The sequence below is a fragment of the Magnetospirillum sp. SS-4 genome, assembly GCF_902729425.1.
Taxonomy (GTDB): Bacteria; Pseudomonadota; Alphaproteobacteria; order Rhodospirillales; family Magnetospirillaceae; genus Phaeospirillum.
In genome coordinates this window covers 85,723-107,111 of the sequence record NZ_LR746530.1, presented here as the reverse complement: position 1 = coordinate 107,111, position 21,389 = coordinate 85,723, and the positions used below count along the sequence as shown (strand labels likewise).

General features: G+C 70.9%; 1 protein-coding gene (running past one end of the window). It reads right to left on the bottom strand.

What is annotated here, in order from left to right:
- Nucleotides 1-21,389: the 5' portion of a LamG-like jellyroll fold domain-containing protein gene (locus MTBSS4_RS19140; protein ID WP_173984963.1), read on the bottom strand. It extends 13,834 nt beyond the left edge of the window; the window shows 21,389 of its 35,223 coding nt (coding positions 1-21,389); it begins with the start codon at nt 21,387-21,389; its stop codon lies beyond the left edge, outside the window.

Below are 21,389 nucleotides of genomic sequence, written 5' to 3'. Positions count from 1 at the left end.
TGATTGGGGCCGTATTCCAGAATGCTGCCGTTGGCGTTGGCGTCGTGGCCGACCCGGAAGGAACTGCCCCAATAATTATGGGACATGTCGAATTCCAGGGCCAGATTGGTGCCCTGGGTCAGGCTCGGCATCATCAGCGAACCGTTCGACAGGTGCGAGGCGCCGCGGGTGGTGTTGCCGCCGCTGTTGCCGGCGATGAAGGCGGTCGATCCGGCATAGTCGCCCGACGCGGTCGCCGCCGCCACCCCGGTCAGGTCGGTGGTATTGGCGACCCAGCCGTCCTGACCGTCGATGGTCTGGCCGGCGATCAGGTTGTCGAAGGTGTAAAGCGTCGTCTGCGTGCCGACCTGGGTCAGGACCGGCGCCGCATTGGGGGTCACGCCGTCCAGGCTGGACGGCGACGGCGGCGCGATGATTCCGGCCAGCTTGATCAGGGTGCCGTCGAAGCTGGTGCCGGTTCCCGCGCCCTTGACGTGCAGCCAGCCGTCGGTCCCGTCGGTGAAGAACACCAGCTTATTGTCGATGGCCGAGATCGCCCCCAGCGACGCCGCCAGCGAACCTTGCCACGAATAGGCGGTGGAGTCGTAGACGATGCCGCCGATCCCTTCGAACCGGATGACGTCCTGGCCCGACACGAAGCCGTTGATGACGTCGGTATCGGCGCCAGTCGAGTCCGTGGCGGCGGTATAGCGGTAGACGTCGGCTCCGCTCCCGCCGGCCAGGATGTCGGCCCCCAGTCCGCCGGTGATGGTGTCGTTGGCGACGCCGCCGACGATGGAATCGCCGATGGTCGATCCCACCAGGGCCACCATGTCGCCGGCCATGGCGGAACCGGCGTAATCCAGGGTGACGGAAACCGGAATGGTGCCGCCGAAGGTCAGTTGCGACAGATCGGCGCTGGCGCCGCCGGTCATCTTGAACACCAGCTGGGCCGAGGCGGTGCCCAGGGCGCCCAGGCCCTGGAACTCGACGGCCTGGCCGTTGAAATCGGCGGAGTTGAAGGTGTATTGGGTGTCGCGGACGACGATGCGCTCGATGCCGCTGATCGAGATCGAGTTGCTGTAGAAGCTGTAGTTGCTGCTCCCGTTGGCGCCGTTGCCGTTGGCCTGCAACGTGTCGAAACCGTCGCCGCCGCTGATGGTGGTGCCGACTCCCAGGTTGAGGCCGCTGGTGGTGAAGTCGAACAGGTCGTCGCCGCCGCCGCCGAGGAAGGTGTCGGCGCCGGAGGTGGCGATCAGGGTGTCGTTGCCCTCGCCGCCGTCCAGGGCATCGATCACCATGGTCGATTTGAGGACGTCGTCGCCGCTGCCGCCGATGAACGAGACCCGGTCGCCGATGGCGAAGCCGGACAGGCTGAGATTGCCGATGACCGTCCGGAAATCGGTGCCGACGCTGTCGTCGCCGTAGACGTACAAGGTCTCGTTGCCGGTCCCGGCCACCACCGAAAGCACCGAGCCCGACGGAATCTGGTCGGCCCGGATCATGGCGGAATAGCCGTTCAGGCTCAGCGTCTCGACGTCGGTGAAGCCGACGCCGCGCAGGTCGTTGCCGCCCATCAGCCTGATGGTGTCGAGGCCGCCGCCGCCGATGATGGTCTCGCCGGCCTGGGCGTCGTTGGCGAACAGCTGGAAGACGTCGTTGCCGCCGCCGCCATCCATCTTGTCGGCTCCGGCGCCGCCGGTCAGGGTGTCGGCATAGCCCGAGCCCAGCAGGTAATCGGCGCCGCTGCTGCCGGTCAGCGTCACCAGGCCGCTGGCCGAGGCGGCGTTCAGCTTGACGGAATTGCCGTTGGACGTGCTCCAGTCGCTCAGGTCGGTCCAGTTGGCGAAGGTGAAGCCCGAGGCGTCGAAGCCGGCGGTCAGCACCTCGACCTCCAGCCGGCTGCCGATGCCGGTGCCGGTAAGCTGAAGGGCGCTGGACAGGCCGGTGCCGAACTGGTCCTTGCCGAGGGTGACGGTGGAATACGAGCCGTTCACCGCCAGGGTCTCGATGCTGGCGATGCTTGCCGCCCGCAGGTCGGCGCCCTGGCTCAGCCAGATGGTGTCGCCGCCGCTGCCGCCGTCGATCACGTCGGCCTCGTGGACGCCGCCGTGCAACTGGAAGACATCGGCCCCGAAACCGCCGATCAAGGTGTCCACATCGGCGCTGTCGGCCACCCGCTCCACCGAGGAAACGGCCGTGGTGCCCAGGCTGGACATCACCGTGCCGGAGGCAAGGTTGACGGTGGCTCCTCCCGACAGGCCATAGAGGTCCAGCAGGTCATCGCCGCCGCCGCCATCGATGGTGTCGGCTCCTCCGCTGATTCCGAAGACGTCGTTGCCCGAACCGCCGGTGATGGTGTCGTCGCCGCCGCCGCCGGTGATGCGCAGCGCGTCCTCGGCCCCCCAATTGACCAGGGCAAGGGTGGCGGCATCGAATGTCGCGCCGCCGTCGGCCAGCCGCAGGTCCACGGTCAGCGCCGAATCGGTGTTCCCGCCGTCCAGGGTGACGCCGGCGGCCTGGCCCAGGGTCAGCGCCACCGTGGCGGCGCTGTTGCCCGCCTGGATGGCGATGGTCTCGACGCCGTTCAGAGTGGCCTGGGTCAGGTCGACCAGACCGCCATCGGCGACAAGGACCGTGTCGGAGCCGCCGCCGCCGTCGAGTATCCAGCCGTCATGGACCACGCCGGCATGGACGCTGATGGTGTCGTTGCCGCTGCCGCCCAGGATGGTGGTGACGGTGTTGATCCCCTCGCCCAGGGTCTGGCCGGTGGTCAGGGCCGAGGCGTCGAGGATCACGCGGTCAAGGTTGTAAAGCTGGGGAGAGCTGGTGTTGAGGATGTCGGTCAGGCTGCCGGAGCCGTCCACCGCGATGGTCAGCGAGGTCGGCGCCGCATCCAGACCGAAATCGATGCCGAGGACGCCGGTGCCCTCGGTCAGGGCCGAGGCGGCCATGGCTGAAAGTTGCGACAGGTTGACCGTCAGGTTCAACCCCTGGCTGGCCCCGGCGGTGATCATCTCGATGCCGTCGATCGTCGCGCCGCGCAGATCGGTGGTGGCGTTGACCTGCAAGGCGTCGGCGCCGGTGCCGCCGTGGATGGTGTCGCCGGTTCCCAGGCTAGCGAGATGGGTCGTCCAGAACAGATCGCCGGCGGCGCTGCCGGTCAGGGTGTTGCCGTACCAGCCGGCGATGACGGCGTGGAAGCCGCTAACGCTGTCGGCGCCGATTCCCGAACCGCTGGCGCTGCCGGCGGTCAGGTCGGCGGTGACCGCCCCGGTCGCCGCCGACAGGTCGAGGAAATCCGGGAAATACGGGCTGGCGTCATCCATGGCGACGCCGTTGCCGACCAGGATGTCGTTGGCGCTGCCACCCCTGATCTGGATGCCGGGGCCACCGCCGGCATGGTTGACGTTCACCGCCCCGACGGAGTCCGAGGCGTCGACCAGCGCGATGCCGGCGGCCTGGGCCTCGGCGCCCAGGGTGACGGTGGCGGCCCCGGTCAGGGACAGGGTCTCGATGCCGGTGACGTTGGCGAAGGCGGTGTCGGCGATGACGCCGCCGCTAAGCTGGATCACGTCGCCGGAGGATACGCCGCCGATGATGGTGTCGGTGGATTCCAGCCCGTCGTGGAGGCGGAAGGTGGTGGGGCCGCCGCTACCGATCAGGGTGTCGGACCCGCCCGCGCCGGCGTCGATGACGTTGATGCCCCAATTGGTCCGGATGACGTCGTCGCCGGTTCCGCCGATCACGGTGGCGAGGCCGGCATTGTGCGCCAGGGTCAGGCTCTTGCCGTCGGCGAAGTAAAGCTCCTCGACGTCGGCGGCCATCAGGCTGGCGGTGGCGTAGGCCCCGGAGAACGAGGCCTGGAATCCGCCCGAGAAGCTGGACAGGGTCGCGTCGGCCTGATCGGCCAGCACCTGGACGCGATCCATTCCCGCCCCGCCCAGCAGCGAGGTGACGCCGCTGCCGGCCATCAGGGTGATTCCCGACGACATGGCCGAGGCGTCCACCGCCACCGAACCGGTGGTCAGCGCCGCGTCGACGGCGGCGATGCCGGCCGCCTGCGCCTCGGCCCCCAGGGCGATGGTCGCGGTGGTCACGCCCGCCGCCAGGGCCAGCCTCTCGACCCCGGAAACGTCGGCGAAGGCGGCGTCGGCCACGGTCGAGCCGGGCAGATTGGTCAGGATCAGGGTGTCGATCCCGCCGCCCAGATCGATGCTGCCGCCCGAGAATTCGCCGGCCAGGGTCACGGCGTCGTTGCCGTCGCCGCCGATCAGGGTCTCGACGCCGGCGACCGCCAGGGTCATGCCGCCGTTTTGCAAGGTGATGGTGTCGTTGCCGAAACTACCGTCGGCATAGGCCACTCCCGTCCCGACGATCAGATTGTCGTCGGCGACGGCGCCGATGATCTCGGTGCCGTTGCTGTTGACCGACAGGTGGTCGCCGCCGCCATAGTCGAGCCAGACATTGGCGCCGGACAGCAGGTCGTCCGATCCGCCGCTGCTGATGGCGACGGTGCCGCCGGCCACGGTGACCGTCTCGGCCGGCCCGGGCATGTTGAACTGGATGAAGTTGCCGCCGATGACGGTGTCGCTGCCGGCGCCGTCGAAGATGGTGATGCCGCTCGACATGGCGGCGGCGTTGATGGTGACCGCGCTGCTGTTGAAGGCCGTATCGATGACGGCGATGCCGGCGGCCTGGGCCTCGGCGCCCAGGGTGACGGTGGCGGCCCCGGTCAGGGACAGGGTCTCGATGCCGGTGACGTTGGCGAAGGCGGCGTCGGCGATGACGCCGCCGCCAAGCTGGATCACGTCGCCGGAGGACGCGCCGCCGATGACGGTGTCGGTGGATTCCAGCCCGTCGTGGAGGCGGAAGGTGGCGGGGCCGCCGCTGCCACTGATCAGGGTGTCGGACCCGCCCGCGCCGGCGTCGATGACGTTGATGCCCCAATTGGTCCGGATGACGTCGTCGCCGGTTCCGCCGATCACGGTGGCGAGGCCGGCATTGTGCGCCAGGGTCAGGCTCTTGCCGTCGGCGAAGTACAGTTCCTCGACGCCGGCGGCCATCAGGCTGGCGGTGGCATAGGCCCCGGAGAACGAGGCCTGGAATCCGCCCGAGAAGCTGGACAGGGTCGCGTCGGCCTGATCGGCCAGCACCTGGACGCGATCCGTTCCCGCCCCGCCCAGCAGCGAGGTGACGCCGCCGCCGGCCATCAGGGTGATTCCCGACGACATGGCCGAGGCGTCCACCGCCACCGAACCGGTGGTCAACGCCGCATCGACGGCGACGATGCCGGCCGCCTGCGCCTCGGCCCCCAGGATCAGTCCGGCCTGGGTCGCCCCGGAATCCAGGCTCAGCCTTTCCAGCCCGCTCACATTGGCGAAGGCGGCGTCGTCGAGCATGGCGAAGCCGGTCAGCGCGATGGTGTCGACGCCGCTGCCGCCGTTGACGGTAAGCGCCGAGGTCAGGCCGCCCACCGCCAGCGCGATGGTGTCGTCGCCCATGCCGGCGTCGATGGCGGCGATGCCGCTGCCGACATTGATCTGGTCCGCGCCGTCGCCGCCGGTCAGGGTGGCCCCATCCGCCACACCGCCGGTTAAGGTATAGCGCTGAGTGTAAATGCCGGTCTGATCGGCGTCAGGAGCATACCACGCCACCACCACATCACCGTTGGTCAGCGTGGTGATCACCGGATGATGCTCGCCGGTAAAGTTGTCGGTGGTGATCTGGAACTCGCTTCCGACCTTCTGGCCCAGCGCGCTGAAGCGCTGGCCGAAGACGTTGTGCGCCGTGGAGGCCGGTGGATAGGCGTCCCACACCGCCAGGAAGCCTCCATCGGGCAGGGCGGTGACAGCGGGGTAGGCCTGGAAGCCGGCGGTGGTGGTGTTGACGATGAATTCCGCCCCCGGCACTCCGGAGGAATCGTAAACCCTCCCGATCACCCCGTAGTTGTCGCCGTCCTGCTGGTCGCTGTGCCACATCGCCACGAAGCCGCCGCCGCTCAGCGGCTGCGCCGCCGCGCCATGCTGGACACTGGCCTCGGTGGTGTTGACCTGGAAGACGCTTCCCACCTTGGCCCCGGATGGGCTGAAGCGCTGGGCGAAAACGCCGGACGTGGGGCTTGCGCCGGTTTCCTGGCCATCGGCGTGCCAGAAGACCACCATGTCGCCGCCAGGCAGCGTGATCAGGGACTCGACCGGATCGGCGACCGTGTTGGTGGAAATCTGGAACTCGTCGACCACCATGGAACTGTCGGCATCGAAACGCTTGCCGTAGATCTGGCGGGGGTTGCCGCCGTCCCAGGTCGCCATGAAACCGCCATCGGCAAGGGCGGTGACCGCCGGCCAAGCCTGGAAGCCGGTGGTGGTGGTGTTGACCAGGAACTCGCCGGCGGCGTTGGGGACGCCGTTCGCGTCGAACACCTTGCCGTAGACACCCCAGTCGCTGCCGTCCTGGCCGTTGCTGTGCCACAACACGACAAAGCCGCCACCGGCCAGCCCGGCCACGGTCTCGCCCCACTGCTCGGACCCCGTGGTGGTGTTGACCAGGGTCTCGACTCCCACCGGAGCACCGGCGGCATCGTAGCGCTGGGCATAGACGCCCCAGCTGTCGCCGTCCTGCGCGATACTCCGCCAGGTGACGACATAGCCGCCGCCGCTCAGCGCCGCCACATGCGGCATTTCCTGATTACTGGTGGTGACGGTATTGACCAGGGCGAGCGTCCCGGCGGCGGTGAGAGTGCCGAGGCTGCCATTGCCCATCGCGACGCTCAGCGTGCCGTCGGTGAACAGCAGTTGCTCGACATTGGCAAGCGTGTCGACGCCGTCGTCGCCGTCGCCGGGATTGATATCCTCGACCGTCAGGACGCCGTTGACGGCGCCGATGCGGTATCCGGCCATCGTGCCGCCATACGTCACCGTGTCGATGCCGTCGCCGCCGTCGAAGCTGTGGTTGCCGACGCCGCCGGTGAAGGTGTCGTCGCCCGACCCGCCGGTGGCGAAGATCGGCGTTCCGCCGGAACCGACGTCGATGGTGACGCCGCCGACGGAGTCCGAGGCGTCGACCATCATGATGCCGGTGGCCTGGGCCTCGGCCCCCAGGGTGACGGTGGCGGCCCCGGTCAGGGACAGGGTCTCGATGCCGGTGACGTTGGCGAAGGCGGCGTCGGCGATGACGCCGCCGCCAAGCTGGATCACGTCGCCGGAGGATACGCCGCCGATGATGGTGTCGGTGGATTCCAGCCCGTCGTGGAGGCGGAAGGTGGCGGGGCTGCCGCCGCCACTGATCAGGGTGTCGGACCCGCCCGCGCCGGCGTCGATGACGTTGACGCCCCAATTGGTCCGGATGACGTCGTCGCCGGTTCCGCCGATCACGGTGGCGAGGCCGGCGTTGTGCGCCAGGGTCAGGCTCTTGCCGTCGGCAAAGTACAGTTCCTCGACGCCGGCGGCCATCAGGCTGGCGGTGGCGTAGGCCCCGGAGAACGAGGCCTGGAATCCGCCCGAGAAGCTGGACAGGGCCGCGTCGGCCTGATCGGCCAGCACCTGGACGCGATCCGTTCCCGCCCCGCCCAGCAGCGAGGTGACGCCGCTGCCGGCCATCAGGGTGATTCCCGACGACATGGCCGAGGCGTCCACCGCCACCGAACCGGTGGTCAGCGCCGCGTCGACGGCGGCGATGCCGGCCGCCTGCGCCTCGGCCCCCAGGATCAGTCCGGCCTGGGTCGCCCCGGCATCCAGGCTCAGCCTTTCCACCCCGCTCACATTGGCGAAGGCGTCGTCGTCGAGCATGGCGAAGCCGGTCAGCGCGATGGTGTCGACGCCGCTGCCGCCGGCGATGGTGTCCTGGGCGTTGATCTGCGATGCGTCGAATGCGAAGACCTGATCGCCGGCATCGGCCATGATGACGTCGTCGCCGAAGCCGGCCTCGACGCGGGTCGTGGTGGCGCCCACCACCAGATGGTCGTTGCCGCCGCCGCCGGTCACGGTGGCGCCGCCGCCCCGGATTGCGACGGTTCCGTCGGAAAAGACGATGTCCTGGGACGCGCCGACAATCACGTCGATGCCGCCAGCGCCGACGATGGTGGTGGCGGCGGCGTTGACGGTGATGGCGGCATTGGCGCTGCTGCCCATCTCCATCTCGCCGCCGCTGCCGGCATTCATCCCGACCAGCGTGTTGATGCCGGCTCCACCGATCAGGGTGTCGTCGCCGGCGCCGCCGCGCAAGGTGAGGGCGTTGCTCCGCGCCGAGGCGTCGATGGTGACCCCCGCCGTCCAGCCCTGGCCGTCGACGGTGGTGATTCCCGCCGCCGCCGAGGCGGTGCCGAGGGTGATCGAGGCGGCGGTGGCGGTGGTGCCGTTGCCGTAAAGGCTCAGGGTCTGGATGGCGCTGACGTTGGCGAAGGCGGCATCGCCCACCGCGCCGCCCATGTAATTGCCGAAGGCCAGCGAGTTGAAGCCGGCGCCGCCGATGACGGTGGCCCCGCCGCCCAGGCTGGTCCGGAACTGGGTGTCGCCGGCGCCGCCGATCAGGGTATCGGCGCCGCCCCTGCCGTCCAGGACGTGGAAGCCGGAATCGCCACCCCTGATCACGTCGGCGGCTTCCGATCCGCGAATGCGGTAGATGCCGGTCAGGCTGTCGGTGCCGCCGAAGCCGTTGAGCACGGTTCCCGAGGCGACCGTGATGGTTCCCACCGTCAGGTCGGTGGCCGACAGGTTGGCGACGATGCCGGCGATGGCGTGCTGGTAGCTGACGGTGGTGGTGCCGCCGCCGCTCAGGGTGTTGTCGCCGCCCGCCCCCTCCAGCGTGACGTAGCCGGTGCCGCCGCTCAGGGTGTCGTCGAAGGCCGATCCGACGATGTGGTCGATATCGACCATCGTCGTCGTCACCCCGGCGAAGCTGGCGCCGAGGTTGTCGCCCACCACCGGCCCGGTGGCGAAGGTGAAGTTGACCTCGCCGCCGACGATGCCGCCATGCTGGGCGGCGGCGTCGCCGATCACGGTCTGATCGGCCTCGGCGATGAAGAAGGTGTCGTCGCCGCCGCCGCCGATCATGGTGGCGACGTTGGGATTGGACACGAATATCTCGGAGCCGGTGCCGCCGGTCAGGGTGGTCTGGCCCCCGACCGAACCGATGAAGGTCTCGTCGGGGTCGTTCTCGGAACCGGTGTGGACATGGCTGATGCCGGTGCCGGTGCCGGCGAACTGGTCCTGGACCACCAAGGTGCCGCCGCCGGCGGCGGGCGACAGGATCAGCGCCAGATCGTCGCCGATCTGCCGCGCGCCCTTGAATCCGGAATCCGGCACCGCCGAGGCGTCCAGCACATGGGTGTCGCCGGTCTCGACCAGGGTGAGGGTGCCGCTCATCGCCGCCGGCAGGACCAGATCGCCGCTGCCGCCGATCAGGGTGATGTCCAGGGCCGGGTCGCCGCCGCCCGCCAGGGTCAGCGGACCGGTGACGGCCGAGGTGTCGATGGTGCCGATGCCCGACAGCCCCGCCTGCGTTCCCACCGACAGGGTCGGACCGCCCAGGGCGGGCAGCTTCACCGTCTCGAAGCCCGAGGTCTGGCCGAAGACGGAATCCGTCACCAGGCCGGGCAGGCCGGTCAGGGTCAGGGTGTCGGCGCCGAGGCCGCCGCTCAGGGTGGCGAGGCCGGCGAGGTCGGCTCCCGCCAGGGTCAGCGAGTCGTCGCCGTCGCCCAGGTCGATCACGGCGAAGCCGCCGCCGCCGGTGACGTGCTCGACGCCGATGCCGCCCAGCAGGGTCTGGGTTCCGGCGCCGCCGGCCACCGTCAGGGTTCCGTCGGCGAAGATCAGGGTCTCGATGCCGGTCAGGCTGTCGGTGCCGTCGTTGGCCCCGCCATCGGCGACGGTCAGGGTGCCGCCGGCATCGGTGGAAATGGCGTAATCCGCCATCTGGCCGTCATAGACCACCGCGTCGGAGCCGGCTCCGCCGTTGATGACGTCGTCGCCGGCGCCGCTGTGGAAGGTGTCGTCGCCGACGGTGCCGATGGCCGGGGCGGTGATCGACACGTTGACGGTGACCGGGCTGGAAAGCTCGGAATGGCTGTCCATCGCCACCACCTGGAACGAATCGGCCTGGCTGTCGCCGACCTCCATCTCGCTGGTGGCGGGGGCGGGGGTATAGGTATAGACGCCGGTGACCGAATCGATGGTGACGGTGCCGTGCAGGGTGACCAGGCTGCCGGTCGGAGAGCTGCCGTCCCACAAATGATAGGTGACGGTGTCGCCGGTATCGACGTCGGTGGCCATGGCGGTATCGGTCGCCGTGGCGATGTTGGCGACGTCGAGCACCGATGCTCCGATCATGACCGGGGCGTCGTTGACGGCGTCGACGGTGAAGCTGAGCGTCTCGGTGGCGGTGAGCGGGCCGCCGGTGCCGAAATGACCCAGGTCGTCGATGGTGACGGTCAGCTGGTCGCTGCCGTTGAAATCCGGGTTGCCCAGATAGGACAGCGTCGCCAGCGCGTCGTTGACGGCGGTCTTGGCGCCGGTGAAGGTCATGGTGGCGTCGCCGGCGCCGTCGCCGACGGTGAAGGTCAGGCCGGTGGTGGACAGGGTCAGGACCCCGTGCTCCACCGTCAGGGTGACCAGGACATCGTCGGTCGGCAGGGAATCCGGATCGGACATGGACAGGCCCGACAGCGAGGAGGGACTGTCCTCGCCGACGCTGAAACTGCCGCCGACGCTGATCGATGGCGCCTCGTTGGGGTGCAGCACCTCCAGCAGCAGCGGCGAGGTGGCGGTCTGGCTGGCGCTGCCGTCGGTGGAAATCGCCTGGACGGTCAGGGTGGACGAGCCGTAATAGCCGGCGGCCGGGGTGAGCGACAGCCCCGACAGCTGCGCCGGGGTCAGGGTATAGGTGCCGTCCGACAGGGTTCCCGCCGACAAGGTGGCGCCGGCCGGCAGGCCGAAGATCTTGACCGCCACCGTGTCGGAGGTGTCGGGATTGGCCACCGACAGCGACAGGGCGATGTCGCCGTCCTGATTGCCGGACGCCGCCGGGGCGGTGATGGTGGGCAGGCTTGCCGTGTTGGCGACGTCCACATGCAAGGTGGAGGTGGCGGTCTGGGTCGAGGCGCCGTCGACGGTGACGGCCTGCACCGTCAGGTCGACCGGTCCGTTGAAATAGGCCGGCACCTGCATGGCGAGGCCGCTCAGCTGGGCCGGAGTCAGGGTGTAGGTGCCCCCCGACAGCGTGCCGGCCGAAAGCGTGGCGCCGGCCGGCAGGCCGGAAATCCGGATGGTCAGCGAATCGTCCGAGGTATCGGCGTTCACCGCCGACACGCTGAGCGGAATGACGGCGCCAAGCGCGGTTTCGGCGCCGGCGGCGGTGGGCGTGGTCAGGGTCGCGGCGCTGGCGACTGGGGCGATGACGAACGGCTTGACGCTGGCATAGGTCTGGCTCAGGCCGCCGTCGCTGACCAGGACCGCCACGTTCAGGCTGACGGTACCGTTGAAATAGGCCGGGGTGTTGATCTTCAGCGTCGCCAGGGTGTCGTTCAGGGCGGCGAGGTTGCTGCTGCCCGACAGGGTATAGGTGCCGCCCACCGCCGTCAGGGCGGTGGTGCCCAGCGACAGGCTGGTGCCGGCGGGCAGGCCGGAAATCTTTATGGAGTTGACGGTGTCTGCGGTGGTGATGGCGATCGGTGCGGCATGGGCGATTCCGGTCGACGCCTCGGTTCCGGCGGCCGACAGGACGACGGTGGGGGCGCTGAGCCCCGGCGCCACGTCCACATGCAGGGTCTTGACGGTCTTGGAGGTCTTGTTGACGTCGGTCAGGTCGGCCGAGGTCGCGGTGACGGTCAGATCGAAGCTGCCGTTGTAGTTCTGGGCCGGAATCAGCTTCAGGTCGGTCAGCTGCGCCGCGGTCAGGCTCCAGGTGCCGGAGCTGGTCATGGTGCCGGCCGACAGGCTGACATTGGCCGGCACGCCGGTGATCACCACCGACTTGATGAAATCGCTGGTGTCGGCGTCCGCCACCGTGATCGACAGCGGAACCTGCTGCAACGTGGCGGTGGTGTTCTCGTTGCCGCTGGCGCTGACGGTGGTGACGGTCGGCGCGGTGACCACCGCCTGAAGGCTGATGGAGCCGGTGGCGGCGGCGCTGGAATACAGTTCGCCGTCCGAGGCCTTCCACTGGAAGGTGTCGATGCCGTTGTAGTACTGGTTCGGCCGATAGGTCAGGTTGCCCAGCTGGGCGGCGCTGATCTCCTGGTTCAGGGTGACCGCCGTTCCGTTCAGCAGCAAGGTGCCGTGGGCGGTCAGGGTCGAGATCATCACCTTGGACAGCGCCTGGCCGTTCAGGTCGGTATAGGCGTTGGTGAAGCTGCTGGCGGTGAAGGCGACGCTTTGCGAGCCGGAGGTGTTCTCCAGCCCCACCACCGTCAGGTTGGTGATGGTCGGCGCCACGTTGACGTGGTTGACCGTCACCGTCAGGGTGCCGGTGGTGGTGAACACCCGGTTGAGCGTCACCGAATCGGGGTCGGAATCCTCGACCTTGCTCTGGGCGACGTTGAGGGTCGCCGTGTTGGTCAGGGTATAGGTGATGGTCTCGGTGCCCGAGAAATACTTGTTGGGCGTATAGGTGATGGTGTTGTCGGAATTCAGCACCACGGTGCCGTTGGCGGCGCCGCTGATCGCCGACACCGTGGCGGTGCCGAGATAGGTGTCGTTGGACAGCACCCCGACCGTCACCTTGTTGGTGGCAAGGCCGATATTCTCGTTCAGGGTGGCGGAATCGGCCGCCGCCACCGGCGCCGCGCCGGTCTCGGCGGTTTTGATCGCCTGGGCGTTGGCGGCCTTGATGGTGGCGCTGACCTGCGACTTGAAATTGGCGAAGCCGGTCTCGATGGCGCCCACATTGGCCTGGACCTGCAACACCGCCTGGGTCGCCGCCTGGGCGATGGCGGTCTGGTTGGCGGCGACCAGCGCCTGGGCGTTGGTGTCGGCGCGTTCGGCCTGGGCCGCCGTCATGTCGGCGGCGTCGGGGGTCGCCTCGGCCGATAGCGCGGCGATGTCGATGACGTTCTGGTCGATGGCGGCGTCGGCGGTGGTCACCAGCTGGGCGGCGGCGTCGGCGGCGGTGGCCCTGGCGGCGGCCAGGGCGTCCAGTTGCCCCGCCTTGCCGATCAGGGTCGACAGGGTCGACAGGGTGGCGGTTCCCAGATCGGTCAGGTGATCGTTGTACCAGTCCTGCATGTCGGCAATGACGGCGGCAAGGCGTCCCTTGACGTCGTCGGTGGACCCGGCCGCGTCGTAGGTGTTGGCCGCCAGGGTGGCCTGAGCCTGGGCGATGGTCTTGTTGGCCTCGGACGCCAGCGCCCGCGAGGCGATGTCGCCCTCGATGGCGTCGATCGCCCTGGCCAGCGCCGCCGTGGCGTCGGTGGCGGCGTCGGCGGCGGCGTCGGCGGCGTCGGCCGCCTTGGAATCGGCGGCGATGGCGGCGGTCTCGGCGGCGGTGGCGGCGGTGTCCGAGGCCTGGGCGGCGGTGGCCGAGGTCTGGGCGGCGGTCGCCAGCCTGGCGGCGGCCGAACCCACCGCCTGACCGCTGGCGGCGGTGGCGGCGCTGGCGGCGGCCGCATCGGCGGCGACGCTGGCGGCGCTGGCCGCATCCTGGGCGGCGCTGGCGGCGACGGCGGCGGCGTGGGCCAGGGCGGCATGGCTTGCCGCCGAATTGATCAGGGCGGAAATGTCGGCAAGGGGATCGGCGATGATGGCGTTGGCGGCATTGGCGGCGGCGTCGCCGGCCAGGGCGGCCTCGGCCTTGGCCTCGGCGGCCTTGGCCGTCGCGATGGCTTCCTGCGTCGCCGCGATGGCCGCCTGGGCGGCGGCGGTGTCGGCGTGAACCTTGGTGTTGGTCGCCGCCGTCAGCACCGAGGCCGCCGTGGTGGCGTTGCTTAGCTGGGTGGTGATGACGCCGGTATTGCCGGTAGCGGTGGCGGCGGCGGAATCGATCAGCACGGTGTACTGCGCCACCAGGTCGGCGGCGGCCTTGGCGTCGGTGGCGGCCTTGACGGCGTCCGACGCGGTGGCGGCGGCGGCGGCGGCGGTCTTGGCGGCCAGGGCGGCGGCCAGCTGGCCCTCCACGTCCAGGGCGGAGCCGGTCTTGTCGAACAGATCGGCCGCCTTGGTCCTGGCGGACTGGATCACTCCGTCGGCCTGCACCGCCAGCTTGTAGGCGGAATCGATCAGGGCGCGGGTCTGGGGATCGGCCGAGGCGGCGGCGGTCTGGTTCACCACCCAGGTGTTGTAAAGGGCGGTCAGGGTCGCCAGCCTGCCGGCGGCGGTGTTGGCGTCGCCCGAGGTGCCGACGGCGCTGGCGATAGTGGCGATGTCGGCCTGGGCCAGCGTCCGGTTGGCGTCGGCGGCGGCGTGGTAGTCGGTGGCGCTGGTGATGGCGGCCAGGATGGTGGTCTTGTTGACCGCCGACGAAACCAGGGTGGCGGCGTCGGAGACGTCGGCGCCGATCTGGGTTTGCAGGTTGGCGACGGTCGAGACCTTGGCGGCGGCGATGGCGACCTGGGTTCGGGCGGCGAAGGCGGCGTCGGCGGCGTCCTTGGCGGCGGCGGCGGCGGTGGCGGCGGCGGTGGCGGCGACGCCGTCGTCGCTGGTGGCGTCGGCGATGGCGTCCTGCGCCTCGGCGGTATCGGCGTTGGCGGTGGCGTCGGCGGCCTTCTGGCCGGCAAGGGTCGCCGCCGCCTGGGCATCGCCGAGGGCGGTGTCGGCCAGGGTATCGAGGCCGGCCAGGGTTCCCTCGGCCTCGATAATGGAATCATAGGCGGCGGCGATGCCGTTCAGCGCCGTTTCCCAGGCGGTGGTGATGGCGCCGGCGGTCCGCGCGGCGAGGGCGGCGGCCTCGAACCCGGCGCTGGCGAGGAACTCGGTCAGGGTTCCGGCGAAATCGGGGTCATTGTTGGCGTTGTAGTGGGTCAGCACCGCCTGGGCGTTGGTCTGGCCGGCGCCGCTGGACACCAGGCCCGCCAGGGTCGCCTCGAACGCATCCAGCTTGGTTGCCGCGCTGGTCGAGGCGGCGTCGAACTGCGCCCGGACATCGGCGAGGCCGCCGTCGCCGGCATCGGCGGCGCCGTCCAGCATGTGGGCCAGCTGATCGGCCTTGGCGGCGGCGGTGGCGGCGTCGGTCTCGGCGGCCTGGGCCTTGGTGACAGCCGCCTCGGTGGCCAGCCGCGCGGCGGCGACGTCGGCGGCGTCGGCCGCCTCCTGCTGTTCCTGCACCGCCTGCACCTGGGAATAGGCGTTGACGGCGGCCAGGCGCTGGGCGTCGGCCACGTCGGCCTCGCGGTTGACCTCGGCACTGATGGCCACCACCTTGGCGTAGTCGGCCTGGGCCTGGGCCAGCGCCTGGGTCCAGGCGGTCTTGGCCTGGGCCAGGGCGTCGTCGAGATTGGCGATGGTGGTGTTGGCCCAGTTCAGCGCCTTCAGCGCGTCGGCCAGGGCGGTATCGGCGACCAGGACGGCGTTCTCGGCGGCCTGATCGGCGGCGACGGCCAGGGCCAGGGCGGCATCGGCCTCGGTGACGGCCAGGGCCAGGGCGGCATCGTCGTCCAGGCCGAAGGCGGTCGCGGCGGCGGTGGCCTTGGCGGCGACGGTCGTGGCGGCGTCGGCGGCCTCGTCGGCCTTGGCCGAGGCGGTGGCCAGGGCGGCGGCGGCATCGGCCAGGGCATCGGCCAGCAGGCTGAGCGCCTGCTTTTCCGCCACCGACTCGCCGGCGATTTCCAGGGTCTCGGCCGAGGCCTCGGCGGCGGCGGCGGACGACAGGTTGTTCTGTGCCTGGGTGAAGGCGGTGGCCGCCTCGGTGGCCTGAAGCTGCAAGGTGGCGGCGCGGGCCACCGCCGCCTCGACCGCGGCGGTAGCCTCGGCGGCGGCGGTGGCCGCGTTTTCGTAGGCGGCGTAGGACGAATCGTAGGCGTCGTGCCAGGCTTCCGCCACCACGTCACCCGGGGCGGCGGCCCATTTGGCGGTGACGGCGGCGTTGATCTGGGCCTCGGTGGCGGCGTCGGCCAGGGCGGTTCCGGCCCAGGCGTTGACCTTGGCCACCAGGTCGGCCAGGGCGGTCGAGGCCGGGGTCTGGCCCAGGGCGTTCAGCAGCTTGTACAGCGCGGTATGGAGCGAATCCTGCTGCGAGACCAGGGTGGCGTCGGCGGCGGCCTGGGCCACCAGCGGATCGTTGGTGTCCTCCTCGGCCTGGGCGGCGGCGGCATAGGCCGTGTCATAGGCGGCCTTGGCGGCGGTCCAGGCGGCATTGGCGGTGACGGTGGCGGCGTCGGCGGCGATCCGGTCGCTGATCAGGGTGCCGGCGCGCCAGGATTCGGCGGCGGTGGCCAGGTCGTCGGCGGTGTCGGACAAGGCCTCGGCGATGGCGGCGGCCGACTTGGCGCGGGTCAGCGCCGTGCTGGCGGCGGCCACGTCCTGGGCGGCGGTCTGGTAGCCCTGTCCGGCCAGGGCGGCGGCGTCGAAGGCGGCCTGGGCCTCGGCGGCATAGCTCTTGGCCAGGGCGGCGTTGGCGGCGATCTTTTCCAGGTTGCCCGACCAGAAATCCAGATAGGTCTGGATTTCGGCGGTGACCGCGTCGGCGACGGTGACGCTGGTCCGTAGCTGGCCGCCCTCGGTATAGGTCTTGGCGGCGGTGTCGAGCCCGTCGAGCAGGCTGGCGCTGCCGGCCTTGGCGGCGGCGGTGGCGGCATGGGCGGCGGCGGTTTCGTGCGCCTGTTCCTCGGCGGCGGCGCGGGCCTGCTGGCGGGCGGTGATCTGGGCCTGGGCCTCGGCGGCGGCGGCCTCGGCGGCGGCCTCGGCGGCATCCTGGGCGGTCTGGGCGAACACCAGGGCGTCATGCTTGGCGGCGGCGGCGGTGGCGACGGTCAGGGCCTGATCGTAGGCGGTCGACGCGGTCTGGCTGTGCTTCAGCAGGGTGGCGACCTGGGATTCCAGGGCGGCGCGGGCCTGGGCGACGGCCAGTGCCTCGTTCTCGACGCCACCGCCCAGCGCCGCCAGATCCTCGGCGGCGGCGGCGATGACCGACAGGTGGGCCTGCGTTTCGGCCAGTTTTTCGGCAGCGGTGGTCTTGCGGGCCAGAACCAGGGCGACGGCGGTGTTGACCGCATCGGCGGAATTGTCGGCCAGGGTCATGTCGCCCAGCGCCGCCTTGGCGGCGGCCAGGGCGGCGTCAGCCTCGGTGGCGGCGGTGGCGGCGGCGGTGACGGCGGCGGCGGCGTCGGTGGCGGCGGCGTCGACCAGCGCGTCGACGATGGCGGCGGCCGAGGCGATGGCGGCGACGGTCTTGGCCTGGGCCAGCGTCGTCTGGACCGTGGCGATGTAAAGCGCGGTGACGACGTCGTCGGCGATGCCGGCGATGGTGGTGGCGATGGGGTCGCCGCTGGCGTAATCGCCGTTGGCGTCCAGCACCGTGTCGCCGGTGTCCGTATGAAGGTGGCGGTCCTGGCCCAGCAGGGTCTTGGCGTCGATCACGGTGGTCGCGGCCTGGACCTGGGCGGCCAGGGCGGCGGCTCGGTCGGCGGCGGCGTCGGCGGCGGCCTCGGCGGCCAGGGCATCGGTGCGATGGGTGGCCAGGGCGGCGACGTCGGCGCCGGCCTCGTCGGAATAACCGCCGAAGGCCGTGTGGGCGGCGTCGGCCAGGGCGATGGCGGAATCCGCCTGCTGGTCCTGGTAGGCGGCCTCGCTGGCGGCGGCGGCGGCCTCCTGCTTCAGCTTGGCCAGGGCGGCGCTGTTGGCGGCGGCCTCGGCGGCGTTCTTCTCGATGATGCCGCTGGCCACCGCCGCCGGATCGGGATCGGTGGCGATCACCAGATCCAGGGCGGCCTGGGTCGACAGCGCCACCGAATGGGCGGCGGCGGCGGCCTGCGACGCCTTCGACACCGCCGCCTGGGCGGCGGTCAGGCTGGCGGCCATGGACGCGGAATAGACGGCGTAGGTCTGGGCCCAGGCGATGGCGGCCTCGACCGCGGCCAGGGCGGTCTGGGCCTGCGCCAGGGCGGCGGCGGCGGCGGCGTCGAAGCCGTCGGCCAGGGTGTCGGCCTCCAGGGCGGAATCGTACAGGTTGGTATAGGCGGGGGCCTTGTTGGCCGGGGCCGACAGGTCGGGCTCGCTCAGGCCGGGGTTAACGTACGAATAGTTCTGGTCGCCCTGGAACAGGGCATAGGCGCTGTCGGCGGCGGTCTTGGCCTGGGCGGCGGCGGTGGCGGCGTCCAGCGGGTCGCCGTTGCCGTCCACGTTCGAGGTGCCGGGCGCGCCGGCCTTGGCCACGGCGGTGGCGGCATGGGCGGTGGCGGCGGCCAGGGCGGCGGCCAGATCGGTCTCGGCCTTGGCCTGGGCGGCGACGTGGGCGGCGTCCAGGTACCATTCCGCCGAGGCCTCGGTGGCGCGGGCCTCGCCGACGTCGTCGAGATGGTCGAGGGTGGTGCCGAGCTTGGCCTCGATCGCCGCCTGCTTGGCGGTGATCAGGGCGGCGTAGTCGTTGTAGTCGTCCTCGGCGGCGTCGGTGGCGGCCCGCTGCGTCGCCGCGTCGGCCTGGATGTCGGCGTGGGAATCGTCGTAGAGGTCGTAGAGACCGTCGTAATAGCCTTCCAGGCTGACCGCCGCGCTGGAGGCCTGCGAGATGACGATGGCGGCGGCGCCGGTCGCCACGTCGTCGTCGGTGTCGAGCCCGCTCAGCGCCGTCTGGGCGGTGGTGGCGACCTGCACCGCCACCGACCAGGAATTGACGGCGAAATCGGCGGCGGCGGCGGTGACGGCGGCGGTGAAGGTGGCGCCGCCCGAATCGGCGACGAACGCCGCCAGGGTGTCGGCCCAGTCGGGATTGTTGGCGTTGTAGTGGTCGAGGACCGCCTGATTGTAGCCGGCCTCGGCCAGGGCGACGGCCTGGTCGATCTTGGCGGCGGCGTCGGCGGCGAAGTCGTCGCGGATGGCCCCGGCCATTACTGCGACGGCGTTGTCGAGGTCGGAGGAGGCGCCGGAAAGCGTGGTCAGGAACGAGGAGCCCCAGGCGTCGAGGGCGCTTTGCGCCTTGGTCCGGAGCGCCAGCGCGGCGGCCTCGGCCACGTCATAGGCGGCCTGCACCGCCAGGGCGGTCTGGTAGGCGTTCAGCACGGTGGTCTCGCCATCGCGCAGCGTCTGCAATTCGCCGACCAGGGTGGTCAGCGCCGCCTGGTCCTGGACGACCAGCGCCTCGGCGGCCTCGCGCGCGGTCTCGGCGCTGGCCTCGGCAGCGGCGGCGGCGCCGGTGGTCCAGGCGTCCAGCACCGACAGGGCATAGGCCGACGGATCGGCCAGGATGGCGTCGATGCCGGCCACCGCCGTGGTCATGACCGCGGCCTGGGCGGCGGCGGCGTCGGATTCGACGGTCACCGCCTGCCGGGCGGCGTTGAACTCGGCGTTGAGCGTGGGATTGGCCCCGTTCAGGTCCAGGGTCTGCGCCTGAGCCTCCAGGGCGGCGATGTCGGCCAGCAGATCGGTCAGGGTGGCCTGCGTGCCGGCCACCGGGGCCGCCAGCGCGGCCAGGGTGTCTTCCAGGACGGCGTCGCCGCTCAGCCCGGCGTCGTCCATGGCGATGGCGGTCACCATGGCGTCCGAGACGGCGTCGACCTCGCCGGTCAGGGCGGCCGCCCGGTCGGCGGCGGCCTCGATGGCCGTGGCCAGCACCAGGAGGTTGGCCAGGACGACGGCGTCGGCGGCGTCCACCGCCAGGGCGGTGATCGCCGTCACCATCAGGAGGGCGGCATCGGCCTCGGCGCGGGCCAGGGGGAAGGCGCCGGCCACCTGGACCGCCTGGGCGGCGGCGGCCTCGGCGGCGACCTTCTGCTGGGCGATGGCGGCCTGAACGCCGGCGATGTCCTGAATCGCCTGCTGCACTGCCGCCGGCAACGGCGTGCCGTTCAGCTTCGCCTCCAGCACGGCGGCGGCGTTGGCGTCCAGCGCCGACTTCAGCGCCGCGATCTTGGCGGACAGCAGGTCATGCTGGCCCTGGGCGCCGGTCCTGGCCGACTGGGCGGATTGGCTGTGTCCCCGCGCCTGATTGAAGGCGCCGGCGCTGCCGTCGTCGATGATGCCGACGACCTGCCGGATGGGATTGCGGACATCGACGGGGCCGACCGGCGGCGGCGGTGGGACGAACAATCCGCCGGCCACCACCGGGCCGGGCGGCGGGGCCAGCGCCTTGAGGATGTTGACCAGCGGCTGCGCCTGGGCCTGGGCCTGTTCCTGCTGGGCCGGGTTCAGGATGGATTGCGGCTTCGGTCCCTCGGGCTGCGGCCCTTCCGGCTGCTGCTGTTCCTGCTGTTGCTGTTGCTGCTGCTGCTGGATCTGCTGCTGCACCTGCTGGGCGGCGGCGTTGTAGCTGTTGGACAGGGTGTTGGCGGCGTTGGGCAGCGAGGCGGCGGCGGTGCCGCCGATGCTCATCACCTGCTGCGGCGTGAAGGTGGTCGAGGTCAGCGTGCCGGCGGGGCCGAGGACGGCGGCCTGGCCGGGGCCGTTCAGGGTCAGGGTCTGGCCGCTGGCGGTGGTGATGACCACCTCGCCGGTGACGCCGCCCTTTTCCTCCATCATGGCGATGGTGTCGCCGTTGCCGGTCAGGCCGGTGCCGCGGATGCCGACCGTCATGGTCGGGGTCTTGAGGACCAGCGCGTCCGGCGTGGTCTTGGAAATCTGGCCCGACACCAGGGCGAAGCTGCCGCTGACGATGGACATCTGGGCTTCACCGGTCTTGGCGCCGGGGTCGTAGGACAGCTGGTCGAGGACCATGCGCCCCTTCTCGCCCAGCGACATGGTGGTGCCGTCGGCGAAGGTGACGCCCACCGCCGCGCCCTGGCCGGTGGCCAGGACGTCGCCCTCGAAGACGGAATCGCCCTTGGCCAGGGTTCCCTTGGTGCCGTCGGCGTGCTTGACCTCGACGCTGCCGTTCAGGGTGTCGATCCTGCCGATGGCGGTGCCGCCGTCGGCGCCGCCCACCTGGGCGTATTGACCGGGGGCCAGCGGCCCCGCCAGCTTGCCGGCCAGGGCGGCATCGATCATCGCCCCGCTTTCGGCGATCAGCGGCGGCGGCGTCTCGGACGCGAAATAGTCCTGGATGACGATTCGGGTGCCGTCGGCGCCCACCAGCACCAGATCGCCGCCCTGGCGGATATATTCGGCCATCAGCAGGAAATCGCCGCCCGGCACCATGACCCGGGCCAGGCCGGCCGCCGGAATGATCAGCGTGGGAACGGAAGCGGTGCCGTCGCCGCCGGCCGCGGCCGGTGGACGCGCCGATGCGCCGGTTCTGTCGGCCGCCGGTTCTGTCGGCCTTTCGTCCCTGGGGGTCATCGCCACCTCGTCCATCCACGACCATCGGTCGAGGAATGCCACGCCGCCCGACAGGCACAC